Genomic DNA, 15,177 nt, shown 5'->3' with positions numbered 1-15,177 from the left:
CACTCAAGCCAGATAGTCCGGCGGCAGGCCCTTGAGCATGTCCCGGCACATCCGCACCGCGTACTCCGAGCTGCCGCCGCCGACGATCAGGGCGGCGAACGCCAGGTCACCGCGGTATCCGGCAAACCAGGCATGCGAGCCGCCGTTGAACTCGGCCTCACCGGTCTTACCGCGGACGTCGCCGAGACCGTTGAGCTCCTTGGCGGTGCCGTTGGTCACCACCAGCCGCATCATCGGCCGCACGGCGTCCAGCATCTTGTCCGAGATGGGTGTCCCGGCGGCGGTCACCTGGGTTTGCCGGCCCAGAATGAGCTGAGGCACCGGTGTTTTCCCGGCCGCGACGGTGGCCGACACCAACGCCATCCCGAACGGGCTGGCCAGCACCTTGCCCTGGCCGAAACCGTCCTCGGTGCGCTCGGCGAGGTCGACCGTGGGCGGAACCGATCCGGTGACCGTCGGGATGCCGTCCACCACGAAGTCCGAGCCGAGGCCGTACTGGGCGGCGGCCTGGGTGAGGCCGCGCGGCGGCATGGTGCTGGCCAATTCGGCGAAGGTGGTGTTGCACGAGTTCGCGAACGCCCGCGACATCGGCACGGTGCCCAGATCGAAGGCGTTGTAGTTGGTGACGACCCGGTGGCCGATCTCCAGCGTGCCGGGGCAACCGAGCAGGGTGTTCGGAGTCGCCATGTCGCGCTCGACCGCCGCGCCGGCGGTGACGATCTTGAACGTCGATCCCGGCGGGTAGAGCCCCATGGTGGCCGTCGGGCCGTCGGCGTCGGCGGCGGGGTTCTGGGCGACCGCCAGAATCTCCCCCGTCGACGGCTTGATCGCCACGATCATCGCCTTCTTGCCGACCATGTTCACGGCGTCCTGCGCGGCGTTCTGCACCGCGCGATCCAGGCTGATGGTGATCGACGGGGCCGGGTTGCCAGGGACCTCGTTGAGGACGTCGACGTCCACGCCGTTCTGGTTGACGCTGACCACCCGCCAGCCGGCCTGCCCAACCAGGTCGGCCGAGACCGCCTTCTTGACCTCCGAGATGATGGCCGGCGCGAAATGTTCGTCGGTGGGCATCATCTCGGGCTGCGGGGTGATCACCACGCCCGGCCGCGTCCCGATGGCCGCCGACACCCGGTCGTTGTCGTCCTTGCGCAGCGTGATGAGGTCCAGCGGCTTGGTCGACGAGCTCGCCTCCTCGGCCAACCGCTGCGGATCCAGGGTGTCGTCGAACGGCCGCAGCGCGTCGACCACCGCCCGCGCCGTCGGCATCAGGTCGGCTCCGGCCACCCGTGCGTCCAAGGCGTAGTGGTACAGGTAGCCGGGGACCAGCACGTCGGTGCCGCCACGCTCGTTGACCGAGGCTCGGCGCGGCGGGTCGGCGCGCAGCGCCAGCGTCTGATTCTCACCGAGCTGCGGGTGCAGGCCGGTGGCGCTCCACCGCACCTCCCAGCGCCCCTCGTCGCGGATCATGTTGAGTTCGCCGTCGTATGTCCATACCCGGTCCTTGGGTAGGTGCCAGCTGTAGCGGTACTTGATGGTGCCGGTGTCCCCCGCATACTTCGATCCCAGGATCTGGGTGTCCAGCCGGCTGGCCTGCAACCCGGACCACGCCTCGTTCAGCGCCGCCTGGGCCTGCGCCGGATGATCGGCCAAATCCGCTGCGGCCGTGGTGTTTCCAGTAGCCAAGGCGGCGAAGAACGCTTCGGCGGTGGGTTCGGGACCGTTCGGCTTGGGTGTGCAGGCGCTCAACGTGGTGGCGGTCGCGACGACGGCCATCGCGGCCGCGGCCGCGCGCGAGACTGATGAGGTGATCGTTGCCATTGAGACAAATGTTAAAGATGTGACAACCGCAGACGGTGGAGGCGCACCGAGACCGAACCGTGATCGGCCGCTCAGTCCAGCAGAACGGTCGCGAACGTACCCACCTGGGTGAAGCCGATCTTGGCGTATGTGCCGCGCGCGACATGGTTGTACCCGTTGACATAGAGGCTGGCGATCCGGCCGCCGCGCAGTACCGCATCGGCCAGCGTGGCGGTTCCGGCGGCACCGAGCCCACGGCCCCGCCACGCCGGATGTACCCACACCCCCTGGATCTGGCCCACGGTCGGCGACTGGGACCCGACCTCGGCCTTGAACACCACCTCACCGCCCTCGAAGCGGGCCCAGGCTCGGCCGGCCGCGATCAGGCCGGCCACCCGGCGCCGATATCCGCGGCCGCCGTCGCCCATCCGTGGGTCGATCCCTACTTCGCCGATGAACATCTCGATGGCGGCCACCAGATAGGCATCGAGCTCGTCCATCCGCACCGGCCGCACCGCGGGATCCAGTGCGCAGTGGGGCGGCCCGGACAATGCCATCAACGGTTGATCGTCGCGCACGTCACGGGCGGCGCCCCAGCCCGTCTCGAGGCGTTGCCACAACGGCAGCACCAACTCGGCCCGCCCGACCAGTGACGAACATCGCCGCGGTGCACTGAGCGCCTTGTCGGCGAAGGCGGCGATGTCATCGGGTCCGCCGCGCAGCGGGATCAGGTTGGCCCCGGCGTAGCACAGGGATTCGGCGGCGCGGCCCCGCGCCCAGAGCTCACCGCCGATCGCATTCGGGTCGACGCCGTGGTCGAGCACCCGGCACGCCACCATGCACGCACCGACCGGGTCCGCGTCGAGGACCTCGCGCACCGAATCCAGGTCGCGCACCACGGTCACACGGCGCTCGTCGGTGAGGCGGTACAGGGGCGGAGCCGACATGGAGCTTCTTTCTGAAACGTTCCCGAACCGAGTGGCTGACCTGACCCGGGTGACCCCGCTCACAGCGCCAGGTTTCAGCTTACGGTGACAACCGGCGGACCGGAGGGACTTCCTTGCGCGCCGGCCGCGCCGTCGATTTCCGCGGCGATCCGCATGGCCTCCTCGATCAGCGTCTCCACGATCTGCGCCTCGGGCACCGTCTTGACCACCTCGCCCTTGACGAAGATCTGGCCCTTGCCGTTACCGGACGCGACACCCAGGTCGGCCTCGCGGGCTTCCCCTGGCCCGTTGACCACGCACCCCATCACGGCGACCCGCAGCGGCACGTCGAGCCCGTCCAGGCCGGCCGACACCTCGTTGGCCAGGGTGTAGACGTCCACCTGGGCCCGCCCGCACGACGGGCACGACACGATCTCCAGACCGCGCGGGCGCAGGTTCAGTGACTCCAGGATCTGGGTACCGACCTTGACCTCTTCGGCGGGCGGCGCCGACAGCGACACCCGGATGGTGTCGCCGATGCCTTTGGACAGCAGCGCCCCGAACGCGACAGCCGATTTGATGGTGCCCTGGAAGGCCGGTCCGGCCTCGGTGACGCCGAGGTGCAGCGGGTAGTCGCATTGGGCGGCCAGCTGCTCGTAGGCGGCGACCATGACGACCGGGTCGTTGTGCTTGACGCTGATCTTGATATCGCCGAACCCGTGCTCCTCGAACAGCGAGGCCTCCCACAGCGCGGATTCGACCAACGCCTCCGGGGTCGCCTTGCCGTACTTCTCCAGCATCCGCTTGTCCAGCGATCCGGCGTTCACCCCGATCCGGATCGGGATGCCGGCCGCACCGGCAGCCTTGGCCACCTCCTTGACCCGGCCGTCGAACTCCTTGATGTTGCCCGGATTCACCCGCACCGCCGCACAGCCGGCGTCGATCGCGGCGAAGATGTACTTCGGCTGGAAGTGGATGTCGGCGATGACGGGGATGTTCGCTTTCTTGGCGATGATCGGCAGCGCGTCGGCGTCCTCCTGGCGTGGGCACGCCACCCGCACGATGTCGCAGCCGGACGCGGTCAGCTCGGCGATCTGCTGCAGCGTCGCGTTGATGTCGTGGGTCTTGGTGGTGCACATCGACTGCACCGAGATCGGCGAGTCGCTGCCCACCCCCACGTCGCCGACCTTGAGCTGGCGAGTCTTGCGACGCGGAGCCAGGGTGGGTGCCGGCGGGGCCGGCATGCCCAGACCGATGGATGTCACTTCATCTCCAAACTTCAGGGTCGGACTATTGGAACAGTCTGATGGGATTGACCAGGTCGGCGGTGACGGTCAGCAACATGTATCCGACGACGAACACCAGCACCACGTAGGTGGCCGGCATCAGCTTGAGGTAGTTCACCGGCGCCGCGGCGACCTTGCCGCGGGCCGCGCGGATCATGTTCCTGATCTTCTCGAACACCGCGATCGCGATGTGGCCGCCGTCGAACGGCAGCAGCGGGACCAGGTTCACCGCCCCCAGCACGAAGTTCATCTGCGCCAGGAAGAACCAGAACGCCACCCACAGGCCGTGATCGACGGTGTCGCCGCCGATGATGCTGGCGCCGACCACACTGATCGGGGTCTCGGGGTCGCGTTCACCGCCACCGATGGCATGCACCAGGGCGCCGACCTTGGTGGGGATCTTGGCCAGCGATTTACCCAGTTCCACGGCGAGGTCCCCGGTGAACGTGAAGGTGGCCGGGATCGCGGTCAGCGGGTTGTACTGGGCGGGTCCCGGCGGCTGGGCCGCGCTGACGCCGATGGCGCCGACGGTGATCGTGTCGGTCGCGTCCTTGTCGGCGTAGCGCTGCGTTCTGGCGACGTCGACGACGGTGGCGAACCGCTGGCCGTCGCGTTCGTAGACCACCGGGATCGGGCCGGACAACTTGCGGATGGCGGCGGCCATATCGGCGAACGTCGCCACGTCGGCGCCGTTGACCTTGACGATGGTGTCGCCGGGCCGGATACCGGCCGCCGCGGCCGGCCCGGGCCCCGGGTCCGGGCACGGTCCGAAGGGGTTGTCCCCGCCCTTGCTGATCTGCGGTGCAACACAAGACGTTTCGCCGACGATCGCGGTGGTCGGCGGATGCAGGTTGGGCAGGCCCCAGATCACGGCGATGGCGTAGATGAGCACCAAGCCGATGAGGAAGTTCATGCCCGGCCCGGCGAAGAGCACCGCAACGCGTTTCCACACCTTCTGCCGGTACATGGCGTGCGGGCGGTCTTCGGGGTCCAGCTCTTCGACCGACGTCATCCCGGCGATATCGCAGAACCCGCCCAGCGGCACCGCCTTGAGGCCGTACTCGGTGTAGCCGAGTTTGTTGGGCCGCATGGTCGACCACAGCGTGGGGCCGAAGCCGACGAAGTAGCGGCGCACCTTCATACCGGTGGCGCGCGCCACCCACATGTGCCCACATTCGTGCAGGGCCACCGAGACCAGAATGGCCAGCGCGAACAACGCGATGCCGATAGCAAACATCATCGGGCTGCGGTGACCTCCTGCGTCGGTGCTGTGCGGATCAGGCGCTGAGCGGCGGCTCGTGCCCAGTCCTGCGCGTCGAGTACTTCTTCCACGGTAGCGGGTTCGGCCGCCCATTGGTCTGCGGCGTGCAGCACGTCGGCAACCGTTCGCACAATCGACGGAAACGAGATGCGGCCGGCCAGGAACGCCTCGGCCGCCTCTTCGTTGGCCGCGTTGTACACCGCGGTCAGGCAGCCGCCTCGCCGACCGGCGCTGCGCGCCAGTTCCACCGCGGGGAACACCGCCGCGTCGAGCGGCTCGAATGTCCAGGTCGACGCGGTGGTCCAGGAGCAGGCCGGGGCCGCCCCCGGCACCCGGTCCGGCCAGCCCAGCGCCAGCGCGATCGGCAGTTTCATATCCGGGGGGCTGGCCTGTGCCAGCGTGGAACCGTCGGTGAAGGTCACCATCGAATGCACGATGGACTGCGGGTGCACCACCACCTCGATGCGGTCGTAGTCGATACCGAACAGCAGGTGTGTCTCGATCAGTTCCAGGCCCTTGTTGACCAGAGATGCCGAATTCAGGGTGTTCATCGGACCCATCGACCAGGTGGGGTGGGCTCCCGCCTGCTCCGGCGTGACGCTTTCCAGCGCGTCGGCGGTCCAGCCCCGGAACGGCCCGCCCGACGCCGTCAGCACCAGTGCGGCCACCTCGTCGGCGCTGCCGCCGCGCAGGCACTGTGCCAGCGCCGAGTGCTCGGAGTCCACCGGGACGATCTGCCCCGGCGCGGCAGCGGCCAGCACCAGCGGGCCGCCTGCCACCAGCGACTCCTTGTTGGCCAGGGCCAGCCGGGCCCCGCTGTGCAGGGCGGCCAGGGTGGGTTTCAGGCCGAGCGCCCCGACCAGGGCGTTGAGCACCACGTCGGCCTCGGTGTCCTCGACGATGCGGGTGGCCGCGTCGGGCCCGCGGTAGGCGGCCTCGATATTCGCGTCCGGGTCGGCGACCGCGATATTGCGCAGACCGGTCTCGGCGGCTTGGCGGGCCAGCAGGTCGAGGTTGCCACCGCCGGCGGCCAGCCCCACCACCTCGAAACGGTCCGGATTGGCGGCGATGACCTCGAGTGCCTGGGTACCGATGGAACCGGTGCTGCCGAGCAGCAGAACCCGAATCCGTTCGGACATTCCGCGGTTGCTGCGCGCCTGCCCGCCGTGTCTCGTCACCGCTCCATTGTGCCGCGCAGACCGGCATACCTCGGTATCGAGGTCACCGCACTATCGCGGCGCCGTCGGGACAGCGACCCATCCGGTGCGGGACCGGAGCCGAATAACAGGGTGAGGGCGGTCACGGAGGCCGCTCCCCGACAGATTCGAGTAATGACAGTGATGACCAGAGCTCAATCGAAAACCCTGGCGGTCGTGGGCCTTTCGGCGCTCACCCTGTTCGGCGGCATTGCCTGTTCGAAGGACTCCTCGTCCACCGCCGCCTCCTCTTCCGAAGCGAGCACGTCCACCAGCATGGCGATGACGTCGCCATCGGCGACCTCGACGTCGGCCATGGCCGATCCGGCCGCCGGCCTGGTCGGCAACGGGTGCGCCGCCTACGCCCAGCAGGTGCCCACCGGACCGGGTTCGGTCGCCGGGATGGCACAGGGACCCGTCGCCGTGGCCGCCTCCCACAATCCCCAGCTCACGACGCTGACTGCGGCGCTATCGGGCAAACTGAACCCCAACGTCAACCTGGTCGAGACGCTGGACAGCAACCCCGGGCTCACCGTCTTCGCGCCCACCGACGAGGCGTTCGCCAAGATCGATGCCGCCACCTTGGACAAGCTCAAGACCGATTCCGATCTGCTGACCAAGATCCTGACCTACCACGTGGTCGAAGGGCAGGCCGGACCCATGCAGGTCGCCGGTGAGCACAAGACCCTGCAGGGCGGCACCGTGACGGTGACCGGCGCCGGACCCGACCTGAAGGTCAACGACGCCGGATTGGTGTGCGGCGGGGTGAAGACCGCGAACGCGACGGTGTACATGATCGACACCGTGCTGATGCCGCCGGCGTAATCGCCTGCGCCACAACAGACCACGGGCGGCGCCCCAGTCGCGCACAGCCCCCGCAGCGCGCGGGGCGCCGCTCGTCCCCCCTGCGATTTGTGGAGCCGCACCCGTAACCATTACGGGTGCGGCTCCACAAATCACTGACCCGGCGGGAAGTGCTCGATCCAGTGCCTGGCGATGTCGACCCGGCGGGTGACCCAGACCGCGTCATGGCTCTGCACGTGGTCGAGGAATCGCTCCAGCGCGGCGATGCGGGCGGGCCGGCCCACCAGCCGGCAGTGCAGACCGATCGACAGCATCTTGGGTGCACCGGCTACACCCTCGGCGTAGAGCACGTCGAAGGCATCCCGCAGATAGTCGAAAAACTCTGTGCCACTGGGGAATCCGCTGGTCGAGACGTACTTCATGTCGTTGGTGTCCAAGGTATAGGGCACCACCAGATGGTCGCGTTGCCCGACCCGCGTCCAATACGGCAGGTCGTCGGCGTAGGAATCCGAGTCGTACAGGAACCCGCCGTGCTCGACCACCAACTGCCGCGTGTGCGGCGAATCCCGGCCGGTGTACCACCCCAGCGGAGGCGCCCCGGTCAATTCCGTCAGCAGCGCGACGGCCTGGGCCATATGGTCGCGTTCCAGCTCGACGTCGGCCAGTTGGTAGCTCACCCAGCGCAACCCATGACAGGCGATCTCGTCACCGCGAGCGGTGAACGCGGCCACCGCCTCGGGGTTGCGGGCCAGGGCCAAGGCCACCCCGAAGATCGTCAGGGGCAAACCGCGCCGGTCGAACACGCGCAGCACCCGCCACAGGCCGGCGCGGGAACCGTACTCGTACAGCGACTCCACGCTCAGGTGCCGATTCGGGAAGGCCTGCGCACCGATGACATCGGACAGGAAGGTCTCCGAGCCCGCGTCGCCGTGCAGCACCGAGTTCTCGGCGCCCTCCTCGTAATTGAGCACGAATTGCACGGCGATCCTGGCTCCGCCTGGCCACCGCGGGTCGGGTGGATGGGGCCCGTAGCCGATCATGTCGCGCGGGTAGACGTCAGCCATGTCTTGCTCCACACGCTCCGCTCACGGAGCTAATGTCGCATGCCACCCCGCGTCATCGCATCTCGGTGCCACCCTCAGCGGGACGCCGCTTGGCGCCGGCCGAGCAGCGAATGCGGCCGGCTGTACGCCAGGTACACCACCACTCCGATGGCCAGCCAGATCCCGAACCGCAACCACGTCAACCCGGTGAGGTTGAGCATCAGCCACAGGCACGCGGCGATCGAGGCCAGCGGCAGCAGCGGTACCCACGGGACCCGGAATCCGCGTTGCAGATCGGGTCGGGTGCGGCGCAGCACCAGCACACCGGCCGAGACGAGGATGAACGCGAACAGGGTGCCGACGTTGACCATCTCCTCCAGCTTGCCGATCGGGAACACCGCGGCCGCCACGGCGGTCAGCACCGCAACCAGGATGGTGATCCGCACCGGGGTGCCGTGCGCACCGGTCTGGGCCAGCTGTCGGGGCAACAGCCCGTCGCGCGACATCGCGAACAGCACCCGGGACAGTCCGAGCAGCAGCACCATCACCACGGTGGTGAGCCCGGCCAGCGCACCGATCGAGATGACCTTGGCCGCCCAGTGCACGCCGTTGAGGTCGAAGGCAGTGGCCAGGTTGGGGTGCCCGCCGCCGGCACGTTTGAGCTCGGAGTGCGATGCCATGCCCGTCAGCACCACCGCGACCGACACGTAGAGCAGGGTGACCACGGCCAGCGAGGCCAGGATGCCCTTGGCCACGTCGCTCTGCGGACTTCTGGTCTCCTCGGCGGTGGTGGCCACCACGTCGAATCCGATGAACGCGAAGAACACGATCGACGCCCCGGCCAGCACACCGTAGAGGCCGTAGTGGCTGCCGGTGGCCCCGGTGAGCGCGGAGAACACCGACTGATCCAGACCGGTCCCGGCGTCGGATCCGGATTCCGGTGCGGGGATGAACGGCATGTAGTTGGCCGCCTTGATGTAGAACGCCCCCACGATCACCACCAGCAGCACCACCGACACCTTGATGGCGGTGACGACCGCGCTGAACCGCGACGAGAGCTTGGTGCCGTAGGCGAGCAGGGTGGCCACCACCGCCACGATCAGCAGGGCGCCCCAATCCCGGGTCAGCGGTCCGACCCGGGCGGTGCCGCCGGCGAACCCGAACACGGTGCCCAGGTAACTGGACCAGCCCTTGGCCACCACGGCCGCGCCGATCGCGAACTCCAGGATCAGGTCCCAGCCGATCATCCAGGCCGTGAACTCACCGAAGGTGGCGTAGGAGAACGTGTAGGCACTGCCGGCCACCGGAACGGTGGAGGCGAACTCGGCGTAACACAGTGCCGCCAGCCCGCAGGTGATCGCCGCGATGACGAAGGACACCGAGATCGCCGGACCGGTGATGTTGGCGGCGGTGCTCGCCGTCACCGTGAAGATGCCTGCGCCGACGACGACGGAGACCCCGAACACCGTGAGGTCCCACCAGGTGAGGTCCTTGCGCAGCCGGACGCCCGGCTGGTCGGTATCGGCGATGGACTGTTCGACGGATTTCACGCGACTGCCTGCCATCCTGGGAAAGTACCCACATCGGGTGGCCGGTCGGGCGTGATCGCCCGGGTGTGCCAGAATGACGCCAGAAAAGTCTGGACCGACCTGGACGGAAGAGGAGCAGCCGTGGCCAACACCGAGGTCGAGCGTCATAACGGTGTCGATGTGGAAGACGTCCCGTCCGCCGCGTGGGGCTGGTCGAAGGAAAACCACACCTGGATCCACATCGGCGGCATCCTGTCGGCCATCTTCCTGCTGTGCATGCTGCGCGGTAACCACGTCGGTCACGTCGAGGACGTGTTCCTGATCCTTTTCGCGGTGGCCATCCTTGGCGTCGTCGCCCGCGACTGGTGGGCCCGCCGCGCCGGTTGGTACCGCTGATCATCTGACCGCGGGGCGGTTGCGCAACAAGGGTTTCGCACTTCCCGCAGCAGGCCGGTGTTTTCGGGGCCGTCGGTAGCCTGGCGCCATGGCCGATATCGCAGAACTCGACCTGGCCGACCAAGCTGCCCTCGGCAGCGGCGCCGGCTTTTGGACCACCAAGGCAGTCGGGCCGGTGCGGTCCATGGTGCTCACCGACGGCCCGCACGGGGTGCGCAAGCAGATCGACAGCGGCGCAGCGCAGGTGGGTGCCGAGGGCAGCGTTGCGGCGACGTGCTTTCCGCCTGCGGTCGGACTGAGCCAGACCTGGGACCCCGATCTGGTCGAGATGGTCGGTACCGCCCTCGGCCGGGAAAGCCGGGCGCTCGGTGTCGACGTCCTGCTGGGGCCGGGTATCAACATCAAACGCGACCCCCGGTGCGGGCGTAACTTCGAATACTTCTCCGAGGATCCGCTGCTCTCGGGGATGCTCGGCGCGGCGTGGGTGCGCGGTGTGCAGAGTGTCGGCGTGGCCGCCGCAGTGAAGCACTTCGCCGCCAACAACGCCGAATTCGACCGGATGCGAGCCAGTTCCGATGTCGACGAGCGCACCCTGCGCGAGATCTACTTGCGCGCCTTCGAGCATGTGGTGCGCACCGCCCGGCCGTGGTCGGTGATGTGTTCCTACAACCGGGTCAACGGGGTGTATGCGGCGCAGAACCGCTGGCTGCTCACCGAGGTGCTGCGCGGCGAATGGGGTTTCGACGGCCTGGTGGTCAGTGACTGGGGTGCGGTGGCCGACCGGGTGGCCGCGGTGGCTGCCGGTCTGGACCTGGAGATGCCGGGCACCGGTGGGGTGTCCGACCGCGATGTCGTCGAGGCGGTCGGCCGGGGCGATCTGGCCCGTGACGCGGTGGCGTGTGCCGCCGGTCGGGTGAGCCGACTGGCCGATCGGACCCGGCAAAGCCGCGCTGGGGCAACGTCATTCGACGCCGAAGCGCATCACCTGTTGGCCAGGCAAGCGGCCGCGCGGGCGATCGTGCTGCTCAAGAACGACGGGGAGCTACTGCCGCTGCGCCCGTCCCGCATCGCGGTGATCGGACACTACGCCACCCAACCGCGATATCAAGGCGGCGGCAGTTCGCACGTCAACCCGACTCGGCTGGACACGGCACTGGACGAGATCCGCAGGGTCGCCGGTGATCACGGGGTGACCTATGCCGACGACGCGCGCCTCGCCGCGGCCGCCGATACCGCGGTGGTCTTTCTCGGTCTGCCCGCCGAGGCCGACTCGGAGGGTCTGGACCGTCCCGATATCGATCTGCCTGCCGACCAGATCGACTTGCTGCGGGAAGCGGTGCGGGTGCAACCGCGCACGGTGGCGGTGCTCTCACACGGCGGTGTGGTCCGGTTGGACGAGGTGGCCGCGCTCGCACCGGCCGTCCTGGACGGCGCACTGCTCGGGCAGGCGGGCGGCGCAGCCGTCGCCGATGTGCTGTTCGGTCACGTCAACCCGTCGGGGCGCCTCGCCGAGACGGTGCCCGCGCGACTGCAGGACGTGCCCGCCTACCTGAATTTTCCGCCCGAGCACGGCCACACCGTGTACGGCGAGCGAATCTTCGTGGGCTACCGGTGGTACGACGCGCGGGAGCTGGCGGTCACCTTTCCGTTCGGGCACGGATTGTCCTACACCACCTTCGGCTACTGCGGTATGGAGGTGGCCGAGCACGGCGACGGACTGACGGTCACCGTGACCGTCGCCAACACCGGCAGCCGGGCCGGCAGGGAGGTGGTACAGGTCTATGCCGGTTTGCCGGAGTCCCGGGTGAGCCGGCCGGTGCGCTGGCTCGTCGGGTTCGGCTCACTGATCCTGGAGCCCGGCGCCACCGGCATCGTCGAGATCCCGGTGCTGCGCACCGACCTCGCCCGCTGGGCGGACCGCTGGGTGGTGGACAGCGGCGAATACACGCTGTGGGCCGCCGCATCCAGCCGCGACCTGCGACTGCAGACCACGGTGCAGGTCGCAGGAGACGACGCGGCCGAATCGTTCACGCGCGAGTCCACGCTGGGCGAGGTTCTTGCCGATCCGGTCGCTGCGCCGATCCTCACCGCGGCGATGACCGAATTGTTCGGTGGCCGAACCGAACCGGCCGATATGCTCACCCTCGTCGGCGCCCTGCCCCTGGACCGGTTGGCCGGGTTCAGTGGTGGCCGGTTCACCAGGGAGCACTTGGACGCGCTGCTGAACCGGATGAACGCGCAGCGGCAGACCGATGCGTGACGGTCGAACAATTACGATCGGGAATGTGAAGAAGCCATTGACCGCCGATGCGGGCGAGGACACCTCGACGCGGCGGCGGATTCTGGCGGCCACGGCAGAGGTACTCGGGCGCAGCGGACAGACCAAGCTGAGCTTGTCCGAGGTGGCGCTCCAAGCCGGCGTCTCCCGGCCCACGCTGTACCGGTGGTTCGCCTCCAAAGACGAGTTGCTCGCCGCGTTCGGCAGGTACGAGGGCCAGATGTTCGACTCCGGCATCAGCCAGGCCACCGCGGGCCTGCGCGGAACCGAGAAGTTGGACGCGGCACTGCGATTCATCGTCGAGTACCAGCAGTCCTATTCCGGCGTGCGGGTGGTCGACATCGAGCCGGAAGTGGTGATCAAGCAACTGTCGCACGTCATTCCGCTGATGCGGGCGCGGCTGCTCAAGCTGATGCCGGGGCCCAACGGGCCGGTCCGGGCGGCCACCGCGATCCGGATCGCGATATCGCATTACATCGTGCGCAGCGATGACGAGGGACAGTTCCTGGCCCAGCTGCGCCACGCGGTGGGCATCCGCCACACCGACTAACCCCGCCCAATTGCGCATTTGGGTCAGAAAGTGCGAGAACACCCCGACAGAACGTCGATCTCGGCGAGCCGGGCCGGTCAGCCCTCGGCCGCCAGCTGCCCGCATGCGGCGGCGATCTCACGACCCCGGGTATCCCGCACGGTGCACGAGACACCCTTGGCCACAACGCGTTTGACGAACTCACGCTCGACCGGTTTGGGGCTGGCATCCCACTCGCTGCCCGGTGTCGGGTTGAGCGGGATCAGGTTCACGTGTACCAGCGGACCCAACTTGGCATGCAGCTTCTTGCCGAGCAGGTCGGCGCGCCAGGGCTGATCGTTCACGTCGCGGATCAACGCGTACTCCACCGACACCCGCCGGCCGGTCACATCGGCGTAATAGCGTGCGGCGTCGAGCACTTCGTCGACCTTCCAGCGGTTGTTCACCGGGACCAGGGTGTCGCGCAGCTCGTCGTCGGGGGTGTGCAGCGACAGCGCCAGGGTCACGCCAAGTTTCTCGTCGGCCAGCTTGCGGATGGCTGGTGCCAAGCCGACGGTGGAGACCGTCACCGAGCGGGCGCTGATGCCGAACCCGTCCGGCGGCGGCGCGGTGATGCGCCGGACGGCGGCCACCACCCGGTTGTAATTCGCCAGCGGCTCGCCCATGCCCATGAAGACGATGTTGGAGAGCCGGCCGTCATGTTCGGCCCGCATCACCGACGACGCCGCCCGCACCTGCTCCAAGATCTCGGCGGTGGACAGGTTGCGCTTGAGCCCGCCCTGACCGGTCGCGCAGAACGGGCAGGCCATCCCGCAGCCGGCCTGTGACGAGATGCAGACGGTGTTGCGCTGCGGGTAGCGCATCAAGACCGATTCGAAGGTGGTGCCATCCTGAGCGCGCCACAACGTCTTACGGGTCTCCCCCGCGTCGCACTGGATCTCACGGGCCGGGGTGATCAGCGTCGGGAACAGCTCATGGGCCACCTGTTCACGCAGCGCGGCGGGCAGGTCGGTCATCTGCCGCGGGTCGGCGATCAGCCGCCCGTAGTACTGGTTGGCCAGCTGTTTGGCGCGGAATTTCGGCAACCCGAGTTCGGTGACGGCGGCCACCCGCCCGGCTTCGTCGAGATCGGCGAGATGCCGTGGCGGCATTCCGCGACGGGGGGCTTCGAAGACCAGTTCCTGCTTCATGTTCCGTTCCAGTATCAGGCTTGTCCGGCGAGAACGTCACGCACGGTGTGTTCGACGGTGTTCAGGATCGCGGCGTCGATGCCGGTCCGGCCGCGCACGAAGACCGACGCACGGCTGGCCGGGGGCAGCCCCTCGGCCAGGCACAGTCCGTCGGGCAATCGGCCGATCATCGGCAGCAGCGCCACCCCGAGCCCCGACCGCACGGCGGCGAACAGCCCCGACAGGTCGGCGGACTCGACGGCGATGCGGTAGTCGGCCTCCAGGCGCTCCAGTGTGGCGAAGGTGGGTTCGCGCAGGGTGCACGGTTCGGAGAACATCACCACCGGCAGCGGGCCGTCGCCCGGGATGGCGAAGGACCGACCCGAAACCCATTTCAGCGCAAGCATTCCGGAGGCGTGAGCGGGGTCCAGCCCGGAGCCGTCCAGCATCACCGCCAGGTCGAGCTGGCCGTGTTCGATGGCGTCGGCCAGCAGGACGTTGCGGTCCAGCCGGAACCGCAGCCGCCAGTCGGGTAGCCGCCGGCCCAGGGCTGCGGTCAGGGCGGGCAGCATGACGTCGGCGCCGTGCTCGGTGGCCCCGATCAGCAATACCCGCTCCTCGGCGGCGCCGAGGTCGGTCAGCGCCGCATCGTGGGCGGCCAAGATGGTCCTGGCATGTCCCAGCACCCGGTGGCCCAGTTCGGTGAACGCGACACCGCGGCCCGACCGTTCGACGACGGCGCCGCCGACGACGGCCTCGATCCGCCTGACGTGCTGACTGACCGCGGACTGAGTCATGTGCAACACCGCGGCCGCGCGGTGAAACCCGCCACAGTCGGCCACCGCCACCATGCTGCGCAGCGGAGCGATATCCAGCACCTGACCCACCCGGCCAACGTACTCTGATCAGCAGCGTCGATCAAAAGCCAGGTGCTTTTCGAGTGACGCGGGTCTATTCCGC

Annotated in this window: 13 protein-coding genes; 4 read left to right on the top strand and 9 right to left on the bottom strand. The window is 68.5% G+C overall.

The window, feature by feature from the left end; genetic code table 11:
- Window positions 1-3 precede the first annotated feature (3 nt).
- The 5 genes from SBI67_RS22325 to dxr all read right to left on the bottom strand — a co-directional run bounded on the left by SBI67_RS22325 (window position 4) and on the right by dxr (window position 6,412).
- Window positions 4-1,821 carry a penicillin-binding transpeptidase domain-containing protein gene (locus tag SBI67_RS22325; RefSeq protein WP_318982667.1) on the bottom strand — a complete coding sequence of 606 codons (1,818 nt, stop codon included), beginning with the start codon at window positions 1,819-1,821 and terminating at the stop codon, window positions 4-6.
- A 71-nt stretch (window positions 1,822-1,892) separates the two neighbouring features.
- Window positions 1,893-2,747 carry a GNAT family N-acetyltransferase gene (locus SBI67_RS22320; protein ID WP_318982666.1) on the bottom strand — a complete coding sequence of 285 codons (855 nt, stop codon included), beginning with the start codon at window positions 2,745-2,747 and terminating at the stop codon, window positions 1,893-1,895.
- A gap of 74 nt (window positions 2,748-2,821) precedes the next feature.
- Entirely contained in the window at window positions 2,822-3,991 is a 1,170-nt protein-coding gene (gene ispG, locus SBI67_RS22315; protein ID WP_318982665.1) for a flavodoxin-dependent (E)-4-hydroxy-3-methylbut-2-enyl-diphosphate synthase, read from the bottom strand.
- A 25-nt stretch (window positions 3,992-4,016) separates the two neighbouring features.
- Entirely contained in the window at window positions 4,017-5,252 is a 1,236-nt protein-coding gene (locus SBI67_RS22310; RefSeq protein WP_318982664.1) for a M50 family metallopeptidase, read from the bottom strand.
- Window positions 5,249-6,412, bottom strand: a complete 1,164-nt coding sequence (gene dxr / locus SBI67_RS22305) for a 1-deoxy-D-xylulose-5-phosphate reductoisomerase (RefSeq protein WP_318983023.1) — start codon at window positions 6,410-6,412, stop codon at window positions 5,249-5,251. Before dxr ends, SBI67_RS22310 begins: the two co-directional genes overlap by 4 nt.
- Before the next feature lie 201 nt (window positions 6,413-6,613).
- Here dxr and SBI67_RS22300 point away from each other — a divergent pair, with 201 nt between their 5' ends.
- Window positions 6,614-7,294, top strand: a complete 681-nt coding sequence (locus SBI67_RS22300) for a fasciclin domain-containing protein (RefSeq protein ID WP_318982663.1) — start codon at window positions 6,614-6,616, stop codon at window positions 7,292-7,294.
- Between the two features lie 131 nt (window positions 7,295-7,425).
- Here SBI67_RS22300 and puuE read toward each other — a convergent pair whose 3' ends face one another.
- Window positions 7,426-8,337, bottom strand: coding sequence for an allantoinase PuuE (gene puuE, locus SBI67_RS22295; RefSeq protein WP_318982662.1), 912 nt, complete (start codon window positions 8,335-8,337; stop codon window positions 7,426-7,428).
- A gap of 74 nt (window positions 8,338-8,411) precedes the next feature.
- On the bottom strand, window positions 8,412-9,881 hold the full coding sequence (locus tag SBI67_RS22290) for an amino acid permease (RefSeq protein WP_318982661.1): 1,470 nt from the start codon (window positions 9,879-9,881) through the stop codon (window positions 8,412-8,414).
- A gap of 105 nt (window positions 9,882-9,986) precedes the next feature.
- Between SBI67_RS22290 and SBI67_RS22285 the strand changes: the two genes are divergently transcribed.
- The 3 genes from SBI67_RS22285 (at window position 9,987) to SBI67_RS22275 (ending at window position 13,069) form a co-directional block, all read left to right on the top strand.
- Window positions 9,987-10,241, top strand: coding sequence for a DUF2631 domain-containing protein (locus tag SBI67_RS22285; RefSeq protein ID WP_266045999.1), 255 nt, complete (start codon window positions 9,987-9,989; stop codon window positions 10,239-10,241).
- Between the two features lie 88 nt (window positions 10,242-10,329).
- Complete coding sequence (locus SBI67_RS22280; RefSeq protein WP_318982660.1) at window positions 10,330-12,501, top strand: glycoside hydrolase family 3 C-terminal domain-containing protein; 2,172 nt, start codon at window positions 10,330-10,332, stop codon at window positions 12,499-12,501.
- Window positions 12,502-12,526: 25 nt separating this feature from the next.
- Complete coding sequence (locus tag SBI67_RS22275; RefSeq protein WP_318982659.1) at window positions 12,527-13,069, top strand: TetR/AcrR family transcriptional regulator; 543 nt, start codon at window positions 12,527-12,529, stop codon at window positions 13,067-13,069.
- A 77-nt stretch (window positions 13,070-13,146) separates the two neighbouring features.
- Here the strand turns inward: SBI67_RS22275 and rlmN are convergent, their stop codons facing one another.
- Together rlmN and SBI67_RS22265 are read right to left on the bottom strand one after the other, a co-directional pair.
- Window positions 13,147-14,238, bottom strand: a complete 1,092-nt coding sequence (rlmN, locus tag SBI67_RS22270) for a dual-specificity RNA methyltransferase RlmN (protein WP_318982658.1) — start codon at window positions 14,236-14,238, stop codon at window positions 13,147-13,149.
- Between the two features lie 14 nt (window positions 14,239-14,252).
- The gene (locus tag SBI67_RS22265; RefSeq protein WP_413232556.1) at window positions 14,253-15,068 is read right to left on the bottom strand and encodes a LysR family transcriptional regulator; all 816 of its coding nucleotides are present in this window, start codon (window positions 15,066-15,068) and stop codon (window positions 14,253-14,255) included.
- Between the last annotated feature and the right edge of the window lie 109 nt (window positions 15,069-15,177).

Origin of the sequence: Mycolicibacterium chengduense (assembly GCF_033741155.1) — a bacterium.
Classification (GTDB): Bacteria; Actinomycetota; Actinomycetes; order Mycobacteriales; family Mycobacteriaceae; genus Mycobacterium.
The sequence above is the reverse complement of the archived record's forward strand: the minus strand, read 5'-3'. Positions and strand labels throughout refer to the sequence as shown.

Excerpts from the sequence above, each read along its gene's own strand:
- SBI67_RS22325 (WP_318982667.1), bottom strand. The coding sequence starts at position 1,821 with ATGGCAACGATCACCTCATCAGTCTCGCGCGCGGCCGCGGCCGCGATG.
- SBI67_RS22320 (WP_318982666.1), bottom strand. The coding sequence starts at position 2,747 with ATGTCGGCTCCGCCCCTGTACCGCCTCACCGACGAGCGCCGTGTGACC.
- SBI67_RS22310 (WP_318982664.1), bottom strand. The coding sequence starts at position 5,252 with ATGATGTTTGCTATCGGCATCGCGTTGTTCGCGCTGGCCATTCTGGTC.
- dxr (WP_318983023.1), bottom strand. The coding sequence starts at position 6,412 with ATGTCCGAACGGATTCGGGTTCTGCTGCTCGGCAGCACCGGTTCCATC.
- SBI67_RS22300 (WP_318982663.1), top strand. The coding sequence starts at position 6,614 with ATGACCAGAGCTCAATCGAAAACCCTGGCGGTCGTGGGCCTTTCGGCG.
- puuE (WP_318982662.1), bottom strand. The coding sequence starts at position 8,337 with ATGGCTGACGTCTACCCGCGCGACATGATCGGCTACGGGCCCCATCCA.
- SBI67_RS22290 (WP_318982661.1), bottom strand. The coding sequence starts at position 9,881 with ATGGCAGGCAGTCGCGTGAAATCCGTCGAACAGTCCATCGCCGATACC.
- SBI67_RS22280 (WP_318982660.1), top strand. The coding sequence starts at position 10,330 with ATGGCCGATATCGCAGAACTCGACCTGGCCGACCAAGCTGCCCTCGGC.
- rlmN (WP_318982658.1), bottom strand. The coding sequence starts at position 14,238 with ATGAAGCAGGAACTGGTCTTCGAAGCCCCCCGTCGCGGAATGCCGCCA.
- SBI67_RS22265 (WP_413232556.1), bottom strand. The coding sequence starts at position 15,068 with ATGGTGGCGGTGGCCGACTGTGGCGGGTTTCACCGCGCGGCCGCGGTG.